18 protein-coding genes are annotated in these 18,717 nt (G+C 35.8%); 16 read left to right on the top strand and 2 right to left on the bottom strand.

All coding sequences use genetic code 11. From position 1 onward, the window contains the following. Positions 1 to 237 precede the first annotated feature (237 nt). From ACB089_RS12170 to ACB089_RS12140, 7 genes are all read left to right on the top strand, one after another. A complete protein-coding gene (locus ACB089_RS12170; protein ID WP_374966632.1) occupies positions 238 to 603 on the top strand; it encodes a DUF2089 domain-containing protein in 366 nt (121 codons plus the stop codon). A 13-nt stretch (positions 604 to 616) separates the two neighbouring features. Further along, positions 617 to 991: a hypothetical protein gene (locus ACB089_RS12165; RefSeq protein ID WP_068984266.1), complete on the top strand. Its 375-nt coding sequence runs from the start codon at positions 617 to 619 to the stop codon at positions 989 to 991. A 10-nt stretch (positions 992 to 1,001) separates the two neighbouring features. Next, the gene (locus ACB089_RS12160) at positions 1,002 to 1,283 is read left to right on the top strand and encodes a hypothetical protein (protein ID WP_068984267.1); all 282 of its coding nucleotides are present in this window, start codon (positions 1,002 to 1,004) and stop codon (positions 1,281 to 1,283) included. Between the two features lie 269 nt (positions 1,284 to 1,552). Next, a complete protein-coding gene (locus tag ACB089_RS12155) occupies positions 1,553 to 3,709 on the top strand; it encodes an ATP-dependent helicase (RefSeq protein WP_374966631.1) in 2,157 nt (718 codons plus the stop codon). Between the two features lie 402 nt (positions 3,710 to 4,111). Then, positions 4,112 to 4,252 (top strand): hypothetical protein, encoded by a 141-nt coding sequence (locus ACB089_RS12150; RefSeq protein ID WP_374966630.1) that lies wholly within the window; start codon positions 4,112 to 4,114, stop codon positions 4,250 to 4,252. Then, complete coding sequence (locus ACB089_RS12145) at positions 4,239 to 4,958, top strand: ABC transporter ATP-binding protein (protein WP_374966629.1); 720 nt, start codon at positions 4,239 to 4,241, stop codon at positions 4,956 to 4,958. Before ACB089_RS12150 ends, ACB089_RS12145 begins: the two co-directional genes overlap by 14 nt. Further along, positions 4,927 to 7,380 carry an ABC transporter permease gene (locus tag ACB089_RS12140; protein ID WP_374966628.1) on the top strand — a complete coding sequence of 818 codons (2,454 nt, stop codon included), beginning with the start codon at positions 4,927 to 4,929 and terminating at the stop codon, positions 7,378 to 7,380. The genes ACB089_RS12145 and ACB089_RS12140 overlap by 32 nt, the downstream gene beginning before the upstream one ends. A gap of 432 nt (positions 7,381 to 7,812) precedes the next feature. On the opposite strand, the gene ACB089_RS12135 is transcribed toward ACB089_RS12140, so the two are convergent. After that, positions 7,813 to 8,724 (bottom strand): DNA glycosylase, encoded by a 912-nt coding sequence (locus ACB089_RS12135; RefSeq protein ID WP_374966627.1) that lies wholly within the window; start codon positions 8,722 to 8,724, stop codon positions 7,813 to 7,815. Positions 8,725 to 8,896: 172 nt separating this feature from the next. On the opposite strand from ACB089_RS12135, the gene ACB089_RS12130 reads away from it, so the two are divergent. From ACB089_RS12130 to ACB089_RS12090, 9 genes are all read left to right on the top strand, one after another. Beyond that, complete coding sequence (locus ACB089_RS12130; RefSeq protein WP_374966626.1) at positions 8,897 to 9,610, top strand: 2OG-Fe(II) oxygenase; 714 nt, start codon at positions 8,897 to 8,899, stop codon at positions 9,608 to 9,610. A gap of 241 nt (positions 9,611 to 9,851) precedes the next feature. Continuing rightward, on the top strand, positions 9,852 to 10,490 hold the full coding sequence (locus ACB089_RS12125) for a bifunctional transcriptional activator/DNA repair enzyme AdaA (protein WP_374966625.1): 639 nt from the start codon (positions 9,852 to 9,854) through the stop codon (positions 10,488 to 10,490). Further along, positions 10,474 to 11,007, top strand: a complete 534-nt coding sequence (gene adaB / locus ACB089_RS12120) for a methylated-DNA--[protein]-cysteine S-methyltransferase (protein WP_374966624.1) — start codon at positions 10,474 to 10,476, stop codon at positions 11,005 to 11,007. Before ACB089_RS12125 ends, adaB begins: the two co-directional genes overlap by 17 nt. Before the next feature lie 31 nt (positions 11,008 to 11,038). Next, the gene (locus ACB089_RS12115; RefSeq protein ID WP_374966623.1) at positions 11,039 to 11,857 is read left to right on the top strand and encodes a radical SAM protein; all 819 of its coding nucleotides are present in this window, start codon (positions 11,039 to 11,041) and stop codon (positions 11,855 to 11,857) included. A gap of 503 nt (positions 11,858 to 12,360) precedes the next feature. Continuing rightward, a complete protein-coding gene (locus ACB089_RS12110; RefSeq protein ID WP_374966622.1) occupies positions 12,361 to 12,825 on the top strand; it encodes a sigma factor in 465 nt (154 codons plus the stop codon). A 100-nt stretch (positions 12,826 to 12,925) separates the two neighbouring features. Beyond that, on the top strand, positions 12,926 to 13,273 hold the full coding sequence (locus ACB089_RS12105) for a hypothetical protein (protein WP_374966621.1): 348 nt from the start codon (positions 12,926 to 12,928) through the stop codon (positions 13,271 to 13,273). A gap of 1,067 nt (positions 13,274 to 14,340) precedes the next feature. After that, positions 14,341 to 14,481, top strand: a complete 141-nt coding sequence (locus ACB089_RS12100) for a hypothetical protein (RefSeq protein ID WP_374966620.1) — start codon at positions 14,341 to 14,343, stop codon at positions 14,479 to 14,481. Between the two features lie 1,449 nt (positions 14,482 to 15,930). Beyond that, positions 15,931 to 16,872 carry a rhodanese-related sulfurtransferase gene (locus ACB089_RS12095; RefSeq protein WP_374966619.1) on the top strand — a complete coding sequence of 314 codons (942 nt, stop codon included), beginning with the start codon at positions 15,931 to 15,933 and terminating at the stop codon, positions 16,870 to 16,872. Between the two features lie 312 nt (positions 16,873 to 17,184). Then, entirely contained in the window at positions 17,185 to 17,658 is a 474-nt protein-coding gene (locus ACB089_RS12090) for a peptide-methionine (S)-S-oxide reductase (RefSeq protein WP_374966618.1), read from the top strand. A gap of 537 nt (positions 17,659 to 18,195) precedes the next feature. Here the strand turns inward: ACB089_RS12090 and ACB089_RS12085 are convergent. Further along, a complete protein-coding gene (locus ACB089_RS12085; RefSeq protein ID WP_374966617.1) occupies positions 18,196 to 18,471 on the bottom strand; it encodes a YqhV family protein in 276 nt (91 codons plus the stop codon). Positions 18,472 to 18,717: the final 246 nt, after the last annotated feature.

The raw sequence follows: 18,717 nt of genomic DNA, 5'->3' as shown, positions 1-18,717 counted from the left end.
GTGCAAAATAACTCTTAAAGTGACAGTCTAAGGAATCGTGCTCCTAGGGATTTTCACCAAGAGGAAGGTCTACAATTTCAACTATCATGGTAAATAGAATACTCGAATGAATAATTAATAATATTAATTTGCGAATTAACATTATTAATTATTTTAATTAAAAAATTTAAGTTTTATTATTTGTGTTTTCGATTTCTTGTTGTATAATCAAGTTAACTAGAAGGAAGGGATTTCATTATGGCTTATCAAGTAATCACAAATTGTCCTGTCTGCAGTAAAACATTGAAAATTACAAAGTTGCAGTGCTCTCATTGTCACACTACGATTGAAAATGAGTTTGAATTATCTAAACTGGCATCCTTATCAAAGGATCAGCTTCATTTTGTGGAAGTATTTTTAACATGCAGAGGGAATATTAAAGATGTTGAAAAGGAACTGGGAATCTCGTATCCAACGGTTCGAGGCAAGCTAACAGACATCATTTCATCCCTTGGATATGTGCAGAAGAAGAAAAATGAAGTAGACGAGAAAAAAGTTGTTACCATGTTGGAAAATGGCGAAATCACACCAGAAGAAGCCATTAAGCTCTTAAAAGAGGAATAGGGAGGAATTTATCATGAACGAGGAAATTACTAAAGTGTTAACAATGATACAAGATGGGAAGATTGATGCCGATCAGGGATCCGAACTGATTCAAGTGTTAAAAGAGAAAGAAGAAACAACTAACAAGCCCAAATATTTAGATAAGACATTAAAAATCCGTGTGGTATCAACCGAAAATGATAACGTCATGGTCAATTTGCCGATAAAACTTGTCAAGGCAGTATTAATGGCTGGACATAGCATCGCAGCGAGTATTCCTCAATCGGAAAAATACGTGAAAGATATTGACATAAACCTTCTTATTGAAGCAATCGAAAACGAATTAGATGGCCAAATTGTTGATATTAAATCAGCGAACGGGGATACCGTTTCGGTTATCATTGAGTAGTGATTTGCTTATGATGCATGTAAAAGTGAAAGCAAAAGACGTTCGGTTTACCATCCCAATTCCATATGCTATTTTAAATATCGTGATTTCAATTTTGTCTTCAAAATTTATTCAGCAAAATGTAAACAAATGGACAAAAGTGCACTTCGAAAGAAAAAAACTGGACTTTACCTTTCCGCTAATAGACAAAGAAACGCTAAAGCCTATCGTCAAGGAACTGAAAAATTATAAGGGGATCGTGCTAGTAGATGTCAAAGCTAAGGACGGTACTGAGGTTAAGGTCAAACTATAATTTATAATAGAATACACCGATCACTGACGAAAAATAAATCACAAAGAGCATGTTTTATTATAAAAAATATGCTCTTTTAGTCATTTGCAAAAGAGCTACGTAAATCCCAGAGTGCGGATGTCTTTTGTAATGAATAATTTTAAAAAATACAAAAATGGGAGCAGAACGATTTATTCTAAGAAATGAACCAAATGCCTTTCTAGAAAATGAGACAATTAATCATCTTTTGGTATAATAAAGTTTAGATTTTTTGGAACGGAGCGATTGATATGAATGGAACGCAAAAAGCGTTTTTTGAGGAAAAAGAGCGTTCACTTGGCGTTCGTCTAAATGATGTGCAGACGCAGGCGGTGTTGCAAACGAATGGCCCGCTGTTACTATTGGCATCTCCCGGTTCAGGAAAAACGACGACGATTATTATGCGTATTGGCTATATGATTGAGGCGCTTGGTGTGGATCCTTCTCGCATAAAGGCTGTCACCTTTAGTAAGGCATCGGCCGGTGATATGAAGGCCCGTTTTGCAAAGTTTTTCCCGCATTTGCCACCGGTTGATTTTTCAACGATTCATAGTTTAGCATTTCAAGTTGTGCGGCAGACACTTGAACGTCAGGGCATTTCGTACGGTATCATTGAAGAAGCGGACAAGCCTGGTGTTGTTTCAAAAAAACGAGTGCTTCGCGAGATTTTTGAACAATTAAATGGCTCAAAAATTACCGAAGATCAGTTAGACGAGCTACTGACGTACATAACGTTTATCAAAAATAAAATGCTCCCAGAACAAGAATGGGCAATTGCAGATGTAAAGGTGCCAAAAAAAGTCGAGATTTTACAGCGTTATGAGGAATATAAACGCGCAGGTAGTGACCGTTTGTTAATTGATTTTGACGATATGCTATTAATGGCGAATGATATTTTTACGAAAAATCGAGAGGTGCTGGCGCAATACCGACGCCGCTACGATTATTATTTAACGGATGAAAGTCAGGATACATCGCCCGTTCAACATGCGCTCATCGCGAAGCTCGTCGAAGTCCATCAAAATTTATGCGTCGTTGCAGATGAGGACCAGGCCATATACAGCTGGCGTGGTGCAGAGCCAGATTATTTGTTAAATTTCCGAAAGATATATCCGGAGGCGCATGTTTTACTTATGACGCAAAACTATCGTTCATCTGCAACGATTGTAGAGCCAGCCAATATATTCATTCAGCGAAATAAAAAGCGTTATAACAAACAAATGTTTACAGAAAATCCTGCAGCAGAGCCAATCTCGTTTAAAGTCTTAGAGAATTACAATTTTCAGGCCAAATATATAGTGGATCAGTTGAAAAATCTGTCAAAGCGCGGCTCAACGGCTATTTTATATCGAAATAATACGTCAGCCATTCCGCTTATGGACGCGTTTGACAGAGCAGGTTTGCCTTTCTATATGAAAGATTCCACGATTCGCTTTTTCACGCATTGGGTCGTGGAGGATATTATGAACTTCATGCGGCTAGCGTACAATACAAAAAATATCACGGTATTTGAAAAAGTTTATAGAAAAATGAATGCTTATATTACACCAACGCAATTGAAGGCGCTGCAGAATTTGCCGGAGGATGGCTGTGTATTCACACAGTTGTTAGAGCATGTTGAGTTAAAGGATTATCAGCCTGAATATATTAAGCGGATTCGCAAAACGTATGATAGCATTCAATTTGATAAAACGACGCCAACAGCCATGCTAGAGCATATCCGTTTTGACTTTGGTTATGAGCGTACCTTAAAGAAAATGAGTGAGACACTCGGTTTTAATTATGAAAATTTACTAGATGTTGTGGATGTACTTGGTTTAATTGCTCGTCATACGCCGACGATGACCGAATTTGCGGGTCGTTTGAAGCAGCTTGAAAATTTAGCACGTTCGTCTCACATGAAAAATGAATTGAATGCAATTACACTGACAACATTGCACAGTTCAAAAGGCTTGGAATTTGACCGTGTGTATTTGATTGACTTGATTGAGGGGATTTTACCTAGTGAGGCGGAAGAAGAAATCGAGGAAGAAACGCGACTCTTTTATGTCGGTATCACGCGTGCGATTCGCCATTTGGAATTAATTTCGTATAGTAAACGCTTTAAAACAAGTGTGGTGCCATCGATTTTCATGAAGGCGTTAAAACAAATCGTCTCACCGCAGGAATTGCCAAAGAAAGCGCCGAAAAGTACGAAGAAAGCACAGAAGCAATACCGTAATGAGCGGACGATTACAACCGAGTCAGCGTTAATCGTTGGCTCAAAAGTAAAGCATGTGATTTTGGGAGAAGGGGAAATATTAGCCGTTACGAGTAGCACGATTGAATTATCATTCGCTAGAGGGATTAAGCAGTTTCTGACGGATACATGTTTACAGCAAGGCTATTTAGAAACGATGGAAGATTAAATGAAGCGTATTCGAGATTTTTTCGAATACGCTTTTATAATGCTATTTTGTAGGGGTACCTTGCTGGAAAAACAAACGTCATTGCTCATCTTGTTCGTAACACAAAATAGAACTTCTATTCGATTTCTTGCGGGTTTCTTTATGTGCATTATAAAACGTGTCATAACAATGTTTTCATAGACTTCAAAGTCCGTAATAGAGAACAGAATTTCATCAATGCCATAATTTGATGTACTAGTTGTAAAGTTTTGTCCACTTTTCCACTTGATGAAACAAGGTCTTTCGTCTGCGTGTAAAATGTCGTGCCGAAGGAGTACTGTATCCCTTTTAAACTTTATACTGTGTAAAGCTTGAAAATGACCTTACGTCATTTTATATAATTTGCGTAAGGAGGTTTATTTTATGTTAAAACAGTCTGCTTTTAATTTGTTGTTCGTATTAATCATTCTTGCAGGGCGTTCATCAGGAGAAGAGTTTTCGGAAAAAAATGAAGGTTTTTGTTATTCGAGTTTGAAGGAGAGATACAATTATGATTTCAGTTAATCGATTATGTAAGTCTTTCGAACAAGGTAATCAAAAGATAGAAGTGCTAAAAGGTATTAACCTCTCTATAAAAGAAGGTGAGTTTATAGCAATAATGGGACCTAGTGGTTCGGGTAAAAGTACTCTATTACAACTATTAGGTGGATTAGATACACCATCATCTGGACAAGTGAAGATACAAGGAAAAGATTTTTCTGGATTAACTGAAAAGCAAAGAACGATCGTAAGGAGAAAAAATATCGGATTCATTTTTCAAAATTATCAATTATTACCTACATTAACTGTAGAAGAAAATATCGGTTTTCCACTTCATACAGATGGCCGGAAAGACAAAAACATCAAAGAGAAAATAAGGAACATTATCAAAGAAGTTGGTTTAGAAGGTTTTGAAAAGAAACCCCCTAATCTTTTAAGCGGAGGACAGCAGCAAAGGGTATCAATAGCAAGAGCTTTGATCCACGAGCCGAAAATACTATTAGCTGATGAACCAACGGGAAACCTAGATAGGAAACGAGCCAAAGAAATACTGGATCTATTAGCTAAATTCAACAAACAAAGAAAACAGTCAATTATTATGGTAACTCATGATATCTTCGCAGCTGGTTATGCGGATAAAATTATTCTGTTTAAAGATGGATTAATTGAAACGGAAGTAACTAGGGAGGATCATGGCTATGCTGAATATTTGGCTAGTTTCTTGGCGTAACTTAACAAAAAATAAAAAAAGGTTTTTCTTTACACTCATTGCAGTAATACTTGGTATCCTCTTAACCACTAGTATGTTGGTTGCTAATAACACGATTAAAGGTACATTTAGGTATTATGAAGAAATCTATGCAGGGGATGCTGATTACTGGATACTAAGCAAAAATTATTCTTTCTCAGAAGATGAGGTAAAAGAAATAAAGCAGCAGGATATAGTATCGGATAGCTTAAGTGTCCTTGATAAACAAGCATTGGTGGAAATAGATCAACCTAAAGCTCCGGCTGAAACTTCAGTTAGAATAACTGGTGTCAGTGATATAGAAAGTAATCTATTAAAGCTCCCATTAATAAAAGGGAATTTGGAAGGTAATGGTATAATTATACCTGAGAATGCTGCTAAACTATGGGGTAAAGATATAGGAGACACTTTGACATTTAAAGGGTTGGGTAAAATAGAAGTAACGGGGATTGTTGGCTTTACATCTTGGCTTGCCAGTCCTAATAATTGGCATGACGCTAAAGGTAGATCCTTTAGAGTTATGATGGATTTAGACACTCTTCAAGACTGGACTAACCAAGATAATCAAATAAGTTATATACGATTACAACATAACGATCGCGATAATGAAAATTGGTTATCGAATTATCAAGACTTATTACGAGGGACATCACTATATGTTCAACCTGTTGTTATTGATGATTTAAGAAATAATGACGTAGAAGGTCTATACTCTGTCTTTTATCTAGTATGTATTCTTTCTCTTTTTATAAGTGGCTTCATAATATTTAATATGATTTATTCAAGTGTAATTGAACGAAAAAAAGAATTTTCTGTTATGAAAAGTCTTGGATATACAAATGTTGACGTATTTAAACTTGTTTTGATTGAAGTCTTTTTACTTTCTCTTTTAGGTACTGCTATTGCATTACCTCTTGGTGTTTTATTCGCAGATATGTTTGTAGAGATGCTTTTAGGAATCTTTCAAGATACTATGGTTTACACGCTAAATTGGAAAAGCGCAACAATTTTATCAGGATTAATCGGAGTCTTATTTCCAATAATGATTTCTGGAATACCCATGTATATTGCTTTTAACACGCCTATAGTATACGCAATGCGAAATACAGATAAAACTTCTAGGTTTAGAGTAGAAATTCTTAGATATTTATTCGGTATTATACTCATATTCCTAAGCTTTGTTGACAGTTATTTGGGGTATATTTCCTTATTATTTGGGGTGGTATTAATATATCCATTGGGGATGAGGATCCTTGCAAAAATTCTTGCACCAATGATAGAAAAAATACTTGGCTATCCAGGGAAATTATCTGTCAGTAATATAAAAGTTAATACGAATCGAAACGCTAATACATCCGCAATGTTAGAAATAAGTATTGCTGTAGTAATTTTTTTAGGTTCAGCTTTAGAATCAATCCCTTCTGGATTCGAAAAGGAGATTCGCCAAACTTTTGGAGGGGATATTCAAGTACAGTTTGAAGAACCAGTAAATGAAGAAATTATGAATAAGGTAAGTAGTTACGCTGGAGTTGAAGGGGTTGAATGGTTCAGAGAAACAATGGTCACCTGGAAAACAGTTGAAGATGAGTATAGAGAATTCTATGTTATGAGTTCGCCATCTGAAAATACTAAAGAATATCAGCTCTTCGAAGATCCAGGTATTCGTCTTCCATCAAACTCTATACTATTAGGTGAAAGAGCGTATGATGAATGGGGTGGGAAAATTAATGATTACATTACGATTAATTCCCCTTCCGGTACAAGAGAGTATCAGGTAGTAGGGAAAGTTAATACTTCTCAAGATGGAGGATATGTTGGATTTATCTCAGAAAATGAGTTTACAAAAGGTTTTAACTGGGATGTCATTAATACAATTATGATCAATACCAGTGATTTGGGGAATCCTTATACATTGCGTGAAAAATTAAACTCTGATTTTGCAACTTACATTTCTACCGTTACATTAGTAGAGGATCAAATTACATCTGCTCAAAGTTCTTTTGATGGAATGAATGAAGTTATGCAATTTTTATTGATAATTGTGATTGCCCTTTCCAGTATAGGTATAAGTAACACATTATTGATGAATACGATGGAAAGAGTCGGAGAAATTGGTACAATTCGTGCGATTGGATTTACCACTAAACAAGTCAGAACAATGATTATAGGAGAAGGTTTAGTGGTAGGTATAGCAGGAATAATTATGGGGGTTTTATTGGGCATATTTGTAGTATATTTAAACTCTATCTCAAACACTTCTGCAATGCATATGCCATTTATTATCCCGTGGGACAACGTAGTTTTGGCAATTACTGCAGGGATATTCCTATCTCTCATTGCCTCAACAATACCATCCTATATGGCCGCAAAGGTTAATCTTCTAAGTGCATTAAAAGAAAATTAAATAATGATATAGTTCCCCTCTGGAAGACAGAAAAGAAAGTAAATTAATCTGTCTACTATAGGGGATTGTTTATGGGAAAGTCCGTATATTCTTGTCCATGTACAACGATTCGATAAATATATAATACCTCCTCTCTTCAATCGGATGGTTCCTATAATTGATCGTTTAAAAGGGGATTGGTACAAATAATTTAAAATACATATTCTCCTAAATACTTTATTCATAAACTAACCCTAAAACCTCATCAAACTAAATTGAACGTAAATTCCCAAGATAGGATTATTGGAATATTTAGGAAAGAAAAGCGGATTATTTTATTGAAATAACCAGCTTCGATCTTTTTCAAGCAGGTCTCTTTTGGAACGCAAAGGGATTCGTTTTTTAAATTCACTCTCTTTTTATTGAGTACATTCCGGTTTAAGATGTCATTATTCAGTAAAGGACACGCCATAAATAAAAGGTAGCGTATGATTCCCAGTTTTTCCATGGAAACGATATTTCTAAAATTTCATCTTTCGTAGGCTTTCGGTTCATATTACGTAATCGTTTTATCGAATTAATCAGACCCACATCATCGATTGGAAAAGCTGTCTGGAACCTGAGGCAGCGCATTAGCACATAATTGGCTGTCCAAGGACCGATTCCTCGTATTTTAATTAAGTTTTTTTCAGCATCTTTAAAGTTCATGTTCATTAATTTTTCCCTTGATAATTCTCCACTTGCCATTAATCTCGCAATTCCAATAATATATTCACTTTTTTTTACCGTCATTTTAATATCTGCTAGGTCGGCAGGTGTTAACTGTGCAAGTCGTTCGTACGGTGGGAACACCCAATACTTTTTACCATTCCATTCGATAGAATCGCCAAATCCTTCTACAAATTGCTTCTTTAAGGTGTACGCAAAGGCTAAGTTAATTTGTTGCCCTAAAACTCCCCAGCATAAAGCTTCAAATAAATCGGGAATGCCGATAACTCGCAATCCATAGAATTTTCGAGCAGGCATGTTAAGTAATGGGTCTGCTTTTGCCATTTCATAAAATGGCGTTAAATCGTTATCAAGATCAAACCATTCATGAATATATTTTACAATCTCTTCCCGTTTCCACTTTTCAATAGGTCTAGAATCATTTAGGAATTGAACAACCATTTGTTCATTATCGATAACGCTAACCTGTACTAAGGACCGAATTTCTCCAATGGCTATAACTTTTGTAATTGTATCGTTCTCTATTTCATACATACATTCATTTTTTTCCCTTGTTAGATAGCCTAGGTTTGCATTCATATCGAAATTTTCAGGTAATGTAATTACAATAACATCATTGACTTCATGCCATGTCACTTTTTCATTCTCCTCATCTTATTACGATTTTCTATTGCAATTTTACTTTATCACAAAATAATCTTTACTAATTTTGTTATCTTGCTATTACATTCTAAACACCTTATTTTTTTCTAATTATGAGGTTATAGTGTTAGTGATCAAGAATGCTAAATAGAGGTAGTGGATAAAAATGGTCCAAGATATAAAAACACGTGTCGAAAACTTAAATTGGGATTCCATTCAAAATGAATTAGATGCGCAAGGATTTGCAAAGCTTCCAGTGATTTTAACAAAAGAGGAGTGTGAATTTTTCATAGAAATGTATTGTAAGGAAGAGTCCTACAGAACGACAATCAATATGACGAGATATCGCTTTGGGAATGGGGAGTACAAATATTTTTCCTATCCATTACCTGAAATCATCCAAAGTTTAAGAGAGTCCTTTTATCTTGAATTGGCCAAAACAGCCAATCGATGGTTAGGTTATTTAAAGAAATCAGAACAGTTTCCAGATCACCTTCAAGATTTTTTGAACACCTGTGAAGAATATGAACAAACTAGACCGACACCTTTACTATTAAAGTATGAAACAGGCGGGTTTAATTGTTTGCATCAAGATTTATATGGCGATATATTTTTCCCGTTTCAAGTAGTATTTGTATTAAATCAACGAGAGAAAGACTTTTGCGGTGGAGAATCTCTATTAGTGGAACAAATTCCTCGTGCTCAGAGTAGGGGACATGTCATTACTTTAGAACAAGGCAGTGCGCTAATCTTTCCTACTAACCATAGACCTGTTCTAGGTAAAAAAGGATATTACAAAAATACGGTTCGTCACGGAGTAAGCACCGTTACTGCTGGAGAACGATACGGTCTAGGAATCATTTTTCACGATTCAAAATAAAGTGAAACTTTGATCAGTGGGGGTTTTCTTCATCCCTCACTGATCATTAGTTAAACCAACTGGGCTTTTACGGGCTGTTCATCCATCGCCTAAATTTTTCCGATTTCTCCATGTTTTGCAGTTGGAGTCTTACAGCCCGTTAATGCGGGATAAAAATTGAACTTCAATATCTTGCTATTCCATTCCCAGAATTGTACATTCTGAATTTATTGGGAGTATATTGTAAGGAGAGGTGAAATATATGCCGGATAATATTAATAACGGACATAAAGTGAGCCATGATCATCGAATTACGAATGATGTAGAAATGATAACAGATGAAAAGTGGCAAGCAATTATAAATAATGATACAGCGTACAATAATCAATTTTTCTACGCTGTCAAGTCGACAGGGATATTTTGTAAACCATCCTGTAAATCTCGCGTTCCGAAAAAAGAAAATGTATGCATTTTTTCAAACGCACAACAAGCTCTACGCGCAAATTTTCGCCCTTGTAAACGTTGCAAGCCCACTAATGAAAATCTGCCAGATAGCGAGTGGGTTGATGTAATTACGGAATACATTGATAAAAATTTCACAGAAAAATTAACGCTAGAATCGTTAGCAAATATTTGTCATGGGAGTCCGTATCATCTGCATCGAACTTTTAAAAAGATTAAAGGCATTACGCCGGTTGAGTATATACAACAAGTTAGAGTACACGCGGCTAAAAAGTATTTGATTCAGACAAATAAAGCGATTGGAGATATCGCCATATGTGTGGGTATGGCTAACGCGCCTTATTTTATTACTTTATTTAAAAAGAAAACTGGACAGACACCAGCACAATTTCGTCAAATGAGCAAAATGGAGGAAAAGTACAATGGAAACAAAGAATAAACCAACCCTTTATTGGTCTTTACTAAAGTTTAATGATTGGAATTTTTATATTGCTTCAACTTCAAAGGGTCTTGTGTTTGTAGGTTCACAGAACAAACCATTCGAGGAATTGCTCGAATGGGCTAAGAAACGCTTTCCAGGTAGTCCTCTTGTTGAAGATGATGAAAAACTTGAACTCTATGTCGTTGAAATCACTCAGTATCTAGAAGGAAAGCGGGAAACCTTTACTGTTCCATTTGAGTACGTAGGTACGCAATTTCAATTAGCAGTCTGGAATGCACTTTGTGAAATTCCTTATGGACAGACGAAATCCTATTCCGACATTGCAAATGATATAAATAAACCAGCAGCTGTTCGTGCTATAGGAGCGGCTATTGGGGCTAATCCGGTATTAATTACCGTACCGTGCCATCGTGTAATAGGTAAGAATGGCTCATTAACTGGCTATCGGGGAGGATTAGAAATGAAGATACTGCTACTGGATCTAGAAAAGCGAGCTTCATCTAGCAATGAGTAATTATTACCGTACTATGAATGGAGGTTCCGTCATGAAAAGTGAATTATTCTATAAAAGTCCGAAAACCATTCTAAATAAAGGGACTGGCTTTCTTTCTGGATATACTCATTCACTAAATCCTTATACAGGCTGTTCCTTTGGGTGTTCCTATTGTTATGTACGCGAAATGCCTGTATCTCTTTTTCGAGAAGGAGAATGGGGAAATTGGGTCGATGTTAAAAACGGAGCTGCGAATTTACTAAAAAAGGAGCTCCATCGCGCCAAAGCCAAAGGGAATGTCACCATTTTTATGTCATCAAGTACAGACCCGTATCAACCAATAGAGTATAAGGAAAAAGTGACGCGATCTTTACTAGAAGTGATGGTAGAAGATCCCCCTGACTTCCTATTTGTACAGACTAGAAGCCCACTTGTAAGTCGAGATATCGATTTGTTGCAACATTTTAAAGATAAAGTTCGGATAAGTATGACAGTAGAGACTGATAGGGAAGATATTCGCAAGCATTTTACGCCCTATGCTCCTCCTATTCCAGCAAGGCTTAAAACACTCCAACTGCTTGCTGAATTCGGTATTCCTACACAGGTTGCCATCGCACCCGTTTTACCAAGTAGCGAGCGATTTGCAGAAATATTGCGTCCCTTGGTTAACCGAGTATGTATTGATGATTATTTTATGGGGGACGGCAGCGGTGGTAAACGAACACACAAAATGGGCTTACAAACGTTATATAGAAACCCAGAAATGGAAGAATGGTATCATCCATCCGTCTATCAAATGGTATATAAACGAATGCGGCAGTATTTTTCGGAAGATGAACTTTTCATTAGCCAGAAGGGTTTCGAACCCTAGCGTTATAAATAGTAATCATCAAGTCATTTTGGAACTAAAATCGCTTTTATAACAGGTTTTGATTTTTTTGTGGGACAAACATTAGATGAAAAGCCACTAATATACCTGTTTGATTAGTGGCATCATTGTTTCTACTCTATTTACCCCCATTAGGTGCAATTATAGTCCGGACCCTCATTCCATCTCTTTTAGGTTGCCGAAACAGCGAAAGCGAATAGGTTAGATTTTTATCGATACATAGAAAAACAGCTCACTGAGTGGCCGAATGTACCATTCCATCAGGACAGGAATATTTCAGATAAGTTCATACCTGGGTCTACATCTAGCCAATCGACCTGTGGAAAATCAGTAGCTGTATATCTGATGATACTATCAAAGATATACAGCTACGCGTCATATGTTTCCAGATTTTTATATTTTTAATAACGGTTCCCTAAATAATTTTTAAATTTTTGAACGAAATGAAGCATCGATGAGTCTAATTAGGGAAGGAGGCGAAAAGGATGGAATTTGAAATCGTGCAGCGTGCTATTCGTGGGGATCATCAAGCGATACTTTCACTTATTGAAATGGATGAAGAAATTTTATATCGCATGGCTTTTACATACATGAAAAATGAGCAAGACGCTTTAGACGTGATGCAGGACCTGGTTTACAAGGCACTGAAGAAAATGCATACCGTTCAACAGCACGAATATGCCAGAACATGGCTCGTGCGCGTCTTAATCAATTGTTGTAAAGACCATTTACGAAAACGCCAACCAACCGTTTCAATTGAGGAACATCATCTAGTTGAATGGGTCATTTACTCTGATATGGAGCGGTTATTGGAACATTTATCCTTGTCGGAGCAGCAACTCGTCTATATGAAATATTTTCAGCAACTAAACTTTAGAATATGTCTGGATATTCTTGTCCAAATTCAGAGACAAGAATGTCCAGACAAACATGTTAAATTTTTTATATAAACCAAAAAGAAATAGTTGTTGATGGATAAGACCAATCTCAGTTGGATAAAATATTTGTGAACTTAAAAAGTTCAAATTTCAAGGATTGTGAGGACTATATATGTCATCTGAAATGGGAGAAATAAATCGTACTGGTCAAGACATTAACGACGAAATAGTACATTTTGGTGGGCAAGCTGAGAGTGTTTTTAGTTCATTGGCTGAACAAGGTCGACTTTCAATACAAAAGAAAGCAGACGAATTAGCTGCACAGTATCTTGAAAGTAATCCTAATCCAGACTATTATGATTGCGTTACAATTGTAGCAGAGGGAGTTTTAACAGCAGGGAACGAAATAAAGGCTAGCAGTGGTTCTTGGGGAGAATCAGTAGAAGCAGCACTTGGTGCTGGTGTTGATATTCCAGCAGCAAAAATAGCTTGTAAAAGAATAACGATGTCTGAACATTAATTTTTGAAAAAGCGTAGGCGTAAGAAGCTTATGCTTTTTGATATTTATTGATTTTTTTTATCCTCTCAAGCGGAGAATTAAGATAAGATTTTTATAGTACATATTTTTAAAGCTATTTAAATTTAATTGAAATTGAGTCACACGTCTAACATGGCTTGTCCTTTAATTATGTTGAGGAAAGTAAAAACATATTTTTATAATTCAATTGAAGTTGTGAAGGATTAAACTTATGCTCGTTTTGGCATTCATTCTAATTTCAGTATAAAAAACGCTAACCGAAAGATTAACGTTTTATACATGATGTAAGGGAACATGCAAGTGTATCTGGTGTTTACTGTATTAGATTCAAAAAATAATCTCTAATTATGAAAGTCCGCACGTTTCTAAAGTAAGTCTGAACGCTAGGATTACAAAGGTCAGAAGCGGTTTTCTAATATGGAGTCGGAGTCGGAGGAGAACAACGGAAGGAGTCAATGTCTCTTAAAGCAATCGAATATTGATTCCATCTTCCACCGAAAAACCTGTAGCCATAAGCTCTTTCGTGTCCAATAGCGGTCAGAAAGAACCAGAAATTGTCACCATTTCTAAGCCACATATACGTGAAACGAAATATACAATTTTGAAGACCCCTTGGATTCTGGCCATAGAAAGGCATTTCATCCATATATCGCATAAGTCAAGATTCACCCCTTTTAAAATTAGACATATAACCAGTTTATGCCTAATGTCAGAGCTTGGGTTGGATGTATGCCCTAAATAGTTTATGTAAGAGGATAGCAGCCACTTTTCGACAAGCTGCAATTCCTTGTTAAGTGACGGGTGTGTTCTTCGTAGATAGGGGAAGTGGCGAGTCGATTCAAATGAGATTTGAAGGAGACGGCTTTGTCATTGTGCAACCGTATGAAGAAACATATATAACAGGTATAAAGCTAATACTTTTGAAGTGGGCAAGATAATTGACTCCTTCATTTTCGTTTTTCAATCATTAAATAAATGCAATTCTATTTCGTGTTACAATAGATTCGCAGCATCCAGCTGACTCCTTTTTAGGAAGGAGGTGTGCTGCTGTGTCTTATCCATCACGCGTTAAAAAGGCCAAGGCTGAAACGAAAAAGAAACGTGAAAAAAGATTAGCCATCTTTCGCCACGCTACGGATTTATTCCGTTTTATCGATACTGTGTATCGTCTTTTTCGGATGATGCTGTAAAAAACTTACGTTTCACCGCTTTGTCTAGCCAACCAAGCGGTGTTTTTAGAAAAATAATCAAAAAAAGCGATTGGGAGCCACCCAATCGCCGCGTACTGCTGTAGATCCATCACGCATGAATCTTACTATCTTCATTGTATGCAAATAGAATAAACATGTCAATGAATTACTTTAATCTATGCAACAAAACTCCATTTTATGCATAGATACTATGGACAGCTTATATTGTCTTATTAAAGTTTAGCATATATTTATTATTAATTCCTTTGAGGTCTATCTTATTTTGGGATTTCTTATTAAACTAGCAATTAGAAGGTTAAATTTCCTTTTTTGGAGAATGTATAATTTCAGCGCATAAAAGGAGACAAGCTGTTGCTATTTTGAGATTTGTGAAATACTAATTATTAAATATAAGGGGTACGATGAGTGAAAATGAAGAAATGCCTTTTTCAACACATCTTTAAAACCTCCCTTAAAGAAGCTTTATAGGATGCCAGAAGCGGGATTAAGTGTGGATGAAGCGGCAATATCTGTTCTTTTTTCCTTTTCCATCTATTCAAATCGTTCCATTAATCAAATCAATTTGCTCCCATGTTAATGAAACAAGTTCAGAACGTCTCAGACCTGTTGTTGCTAACAATTTAAACAATTAAGCTCATTCCGCATCGAAAAACGTGATTGGGCACGTTCTAAATAGCCAAATAGCTGTTGTAGACCGGTTAATGTCATATAGGACACGCTTAATAAGCTGTTCTTTGAACTATGTCCGAACAAAAAAGATGTTATCGATATTCTCTTGAAGGCATCAACGCTTAATGATTTTTATAGTACAAACATTACCTCAATCTATCCAGTGGCTAAGCACATTTGTGACCTAGATATTAATGCGAGACTTAAAGCCGTAGATGTTACCCTGGTTGGAGATATCCAATATGTAACTTTCGGCGAGACAAAGAAGATTTTTTACTCCTTTGCCTCAAAGTATTGTAGCCATCACAATCCGCTCGATTATCCAATTTATGATAGCTATGTCGATGTGGTGCTTCGCCATTTCAGAGATCGTGATAGTTTCTCAGATTTCAAAAATAGAGATTTAAAAGACTACGTAAAATCCAAAGGCAAACTGATTGTAGTTTTATAAAAAAGATTGATCATTAAAAACAAAGTTCGATAATTTAAAATAAACATTGATTATTTTAATAAAGTTTGATTAAAAATCCTGTATCAAAGCAGGATTTTTTCTTATACCACAAACGGGACAGATTGTGGTATAACACTGCTTTATAAAAAAGTCCGCTGACCACTTCACAAATTCTTTAAAAACAATATTAATACCCATTTCAGCCTAATTACCGATAGCATATTAAATGATTATCCATTATGGTTAATAGGTCGTAAAAGAAATCGTCAGGGAAATCCTGTGAATATATGAAATGATAGGTGGAAACAATGAATTATCAAGTTTTATTATATTACCATTACACTAAGATTGAAGATCCAGCTGCGTTTTCGGCAACACACTTAACAATGTGTAAAGAAATCGGTTTAAAAGGTCGTATTTTAGTAGCCAATGAGGGCATTAACGGTACTGTTTCAGGTACGATTGAGCAAACAGAGCAATACATGGCAAACATGCAAGCAGACTCATTATTTGAAGGCATTGTCTTCAAAATTGATGCGGTAGATGGCCATGCATTCAAAAAAATGCACGTACGCCCACGTCGTGAGTTAGTAAACTTAGGCTTAGAAGAAGACGTAAACCCACATGAATTAACAGGTCGCTACCTGACACCAGAACAATTCCTTGCTGAAATGCAAGATGAAAATACAGTAGTATTAGATGTGCGTAACACGTATGAATACGATGTCGGTCATTTTCGTGGCGCGATACGACCAGATGTACAAAACTTCCGTGATACACCGGAATGGGTACGTGCAAACCGCGAGCTATTCGAAGGGAAAAATGTTTTAACATATTGCACTGGTGGGATTCGTTGTGAGAAGTTTTCGGGCTGGATGAAACGAGAAGGCTTTGGCGATATCGGTCAATTACATGGCGGTGTTGCAACATACGGAAAAGACCCTATCTCGAAAGGCCAATTATGGGACGGTCAAATGTACGTATTTGATGAGCGTTTAACTGTGCCAATCAATCAAGTAGAGCATGTGATTATCGGTCGCGATCACTATGACGGTGAACCTTGTGAACGTTACATTAACTGTGCAAACCCTGAATGTAACAAGCAAATCATCGCATCTGAAAAAAATGAAGCAAAGCATTTAGGTGGCTGTACAATCAAATGTACAAAGCATGCGCGCAACCGCTACATCGTGCGTCACAATTTAACAGAAGAGCAAGTAGCTCAAACAATTGAGGCATTACAATCATAAGCATGAAAAGCTGTCTAAACATAAAAAACGTCATTAAATCTCTTTCATAACCTCAACCATCTATTTAGAGGTACTTAAAACACTCTATGTAAGTGTTCAAACTATTCATTTCAAAATTGGACTAGTCTGCTCGCTTACATAAGGTGTTTTTTCTTTTGTAAGGAAGAAGTAGATGACTAGTTGTATGTGTTGGAACGCAGGATGAAAAAAATATGCAAGTGAAGTGATTTCTAAAGAGGATGTAGCAAAAAAGAATTTTTACTTTTTACAAAGAGTGAATTTCTTATTTTTTGAATAAAGAGGAGTGTCAATATGGAAGTAGTATATTTGGCAGGTGGATGTTTATGGGGAGTACAAGCTTTTATAAAAACTCTACCTGGAGTTACGTTTACAGAAGCAGGTAGAGCTAATGGAACAAGTCATACACTTGAGGGCGATTATGATGGGTACGCCGAATGTGTAAAAACAGGATTTGATCCGACAGTTGTAACAATCAGTGAATTAATGGGGTATTTATTTGAAATCATTGATCCTTACAGTTTGAATAAACAAGGACAGGATGTGGGCAAGAAATACAGAACGGGCGTATTTAGTGATAATCCTAAACACTTAAAGGAGGCGAAGACATTTCTTAGTGAGAGAAATGATTATGACCTTATAGTGGTTGAAGTCTTACCTCTTACAAACTATGTAAGAAGTGCAGAAGAACATCAAGATAGGTTAGCTAGATGTCCAAATGATTATTGTCATATTCCAGAAGAAATATTAAATAAGTATATAGTATAAGTATCGAGATTATTAGAAGATGATTTATGGGATCTATCGTTTCAATATTGTCTTTCTATATAATAAGGGGAAACAGAACTGTTTAATCATTTTAACTATCGGACTCATTGTTTAATTAGCTTCTATGTTCTTCTTATACTCCCATGAAAGAACTTAATCATCTTTCATTTTCTGTGATGTAGCGCTGGTTTTTGCGCTACATGGATGGCTAACGGGAGTGTTTGTTCAATAAAGATTGATTTTGAGCGCAAATACATTATTTGATGGGAATTAAACAACTTTAAAGAGCCTTACTACAATAAAATGTAGCAAGGCTCTATTATTTGTTGTAGCTAACAATTTAAACATTAGCTCATTCCACATCGAAAAACGTGATTGGGGCGCGTTCTACAAAACAAATTCATCAATGGCAGCATGTACAGAGAGGTTACTTATACATAAAAAAACGCAGCGTCGTCAAACGCTACAGCAATGTAGAATTTCCAGTAACTATAAAAAACATTGGTAGGAAAATCATATTTTAGGAATACTTTGTTATTACTTGATATGTGAGCTAATAATAATAAGTGTTATTCCCGTAAATAGGCAAATGATTCTCGCTACAGGAATTTTATCAGCTAGTCCAAATAATGCAATTGCAGTCGTTACGATTAAAACTGTTGGACCAACCAAAGCAAGCATTGTATTAATATAGAATGCTTTTTCTAAATTATTCAACTTTAGCATCAACAAACCAGCACTTACTTCAATACTTCCAGACAATACACGTAATATAACCATAGCAAGAACCGATTTTTCAATAATTGTCATCATCCTATCTTTATAGAAAATTTTCGATTATATTATCATTCCATCATTAGGATAACTATAGACTTCTGTTTTAATGAAATACTAAAAACAATATATGTATGATTCATATCAAATATTCTTGTTATATAATGCTTTATAGTATTAATTTAGTAAGTGATTTTCTAATTAAAAGTTCAAAGAATGTATTAATAGAATCAGTTTTATTAATCCATTTTCTAAGGAAATAGTATAGGTGCATATAATAAAATC

The sequence above is a fragment of the Lysinibacillus sp. RS10 genome (assembly GCF_041956855.1).
Classification (GTDB): domain Bacteria; phylum Bacillota; class Bacilli; order Bacillales_A; family Planococcaceae; genus Lysinibacillus; species Lysinibacillus xylanilyticus_A.
The sequence above is the reverse complement of the archived record's forward strand: the minus strand, read 5'-3'. Positions and strand labels throughout refer to the sequence as shown.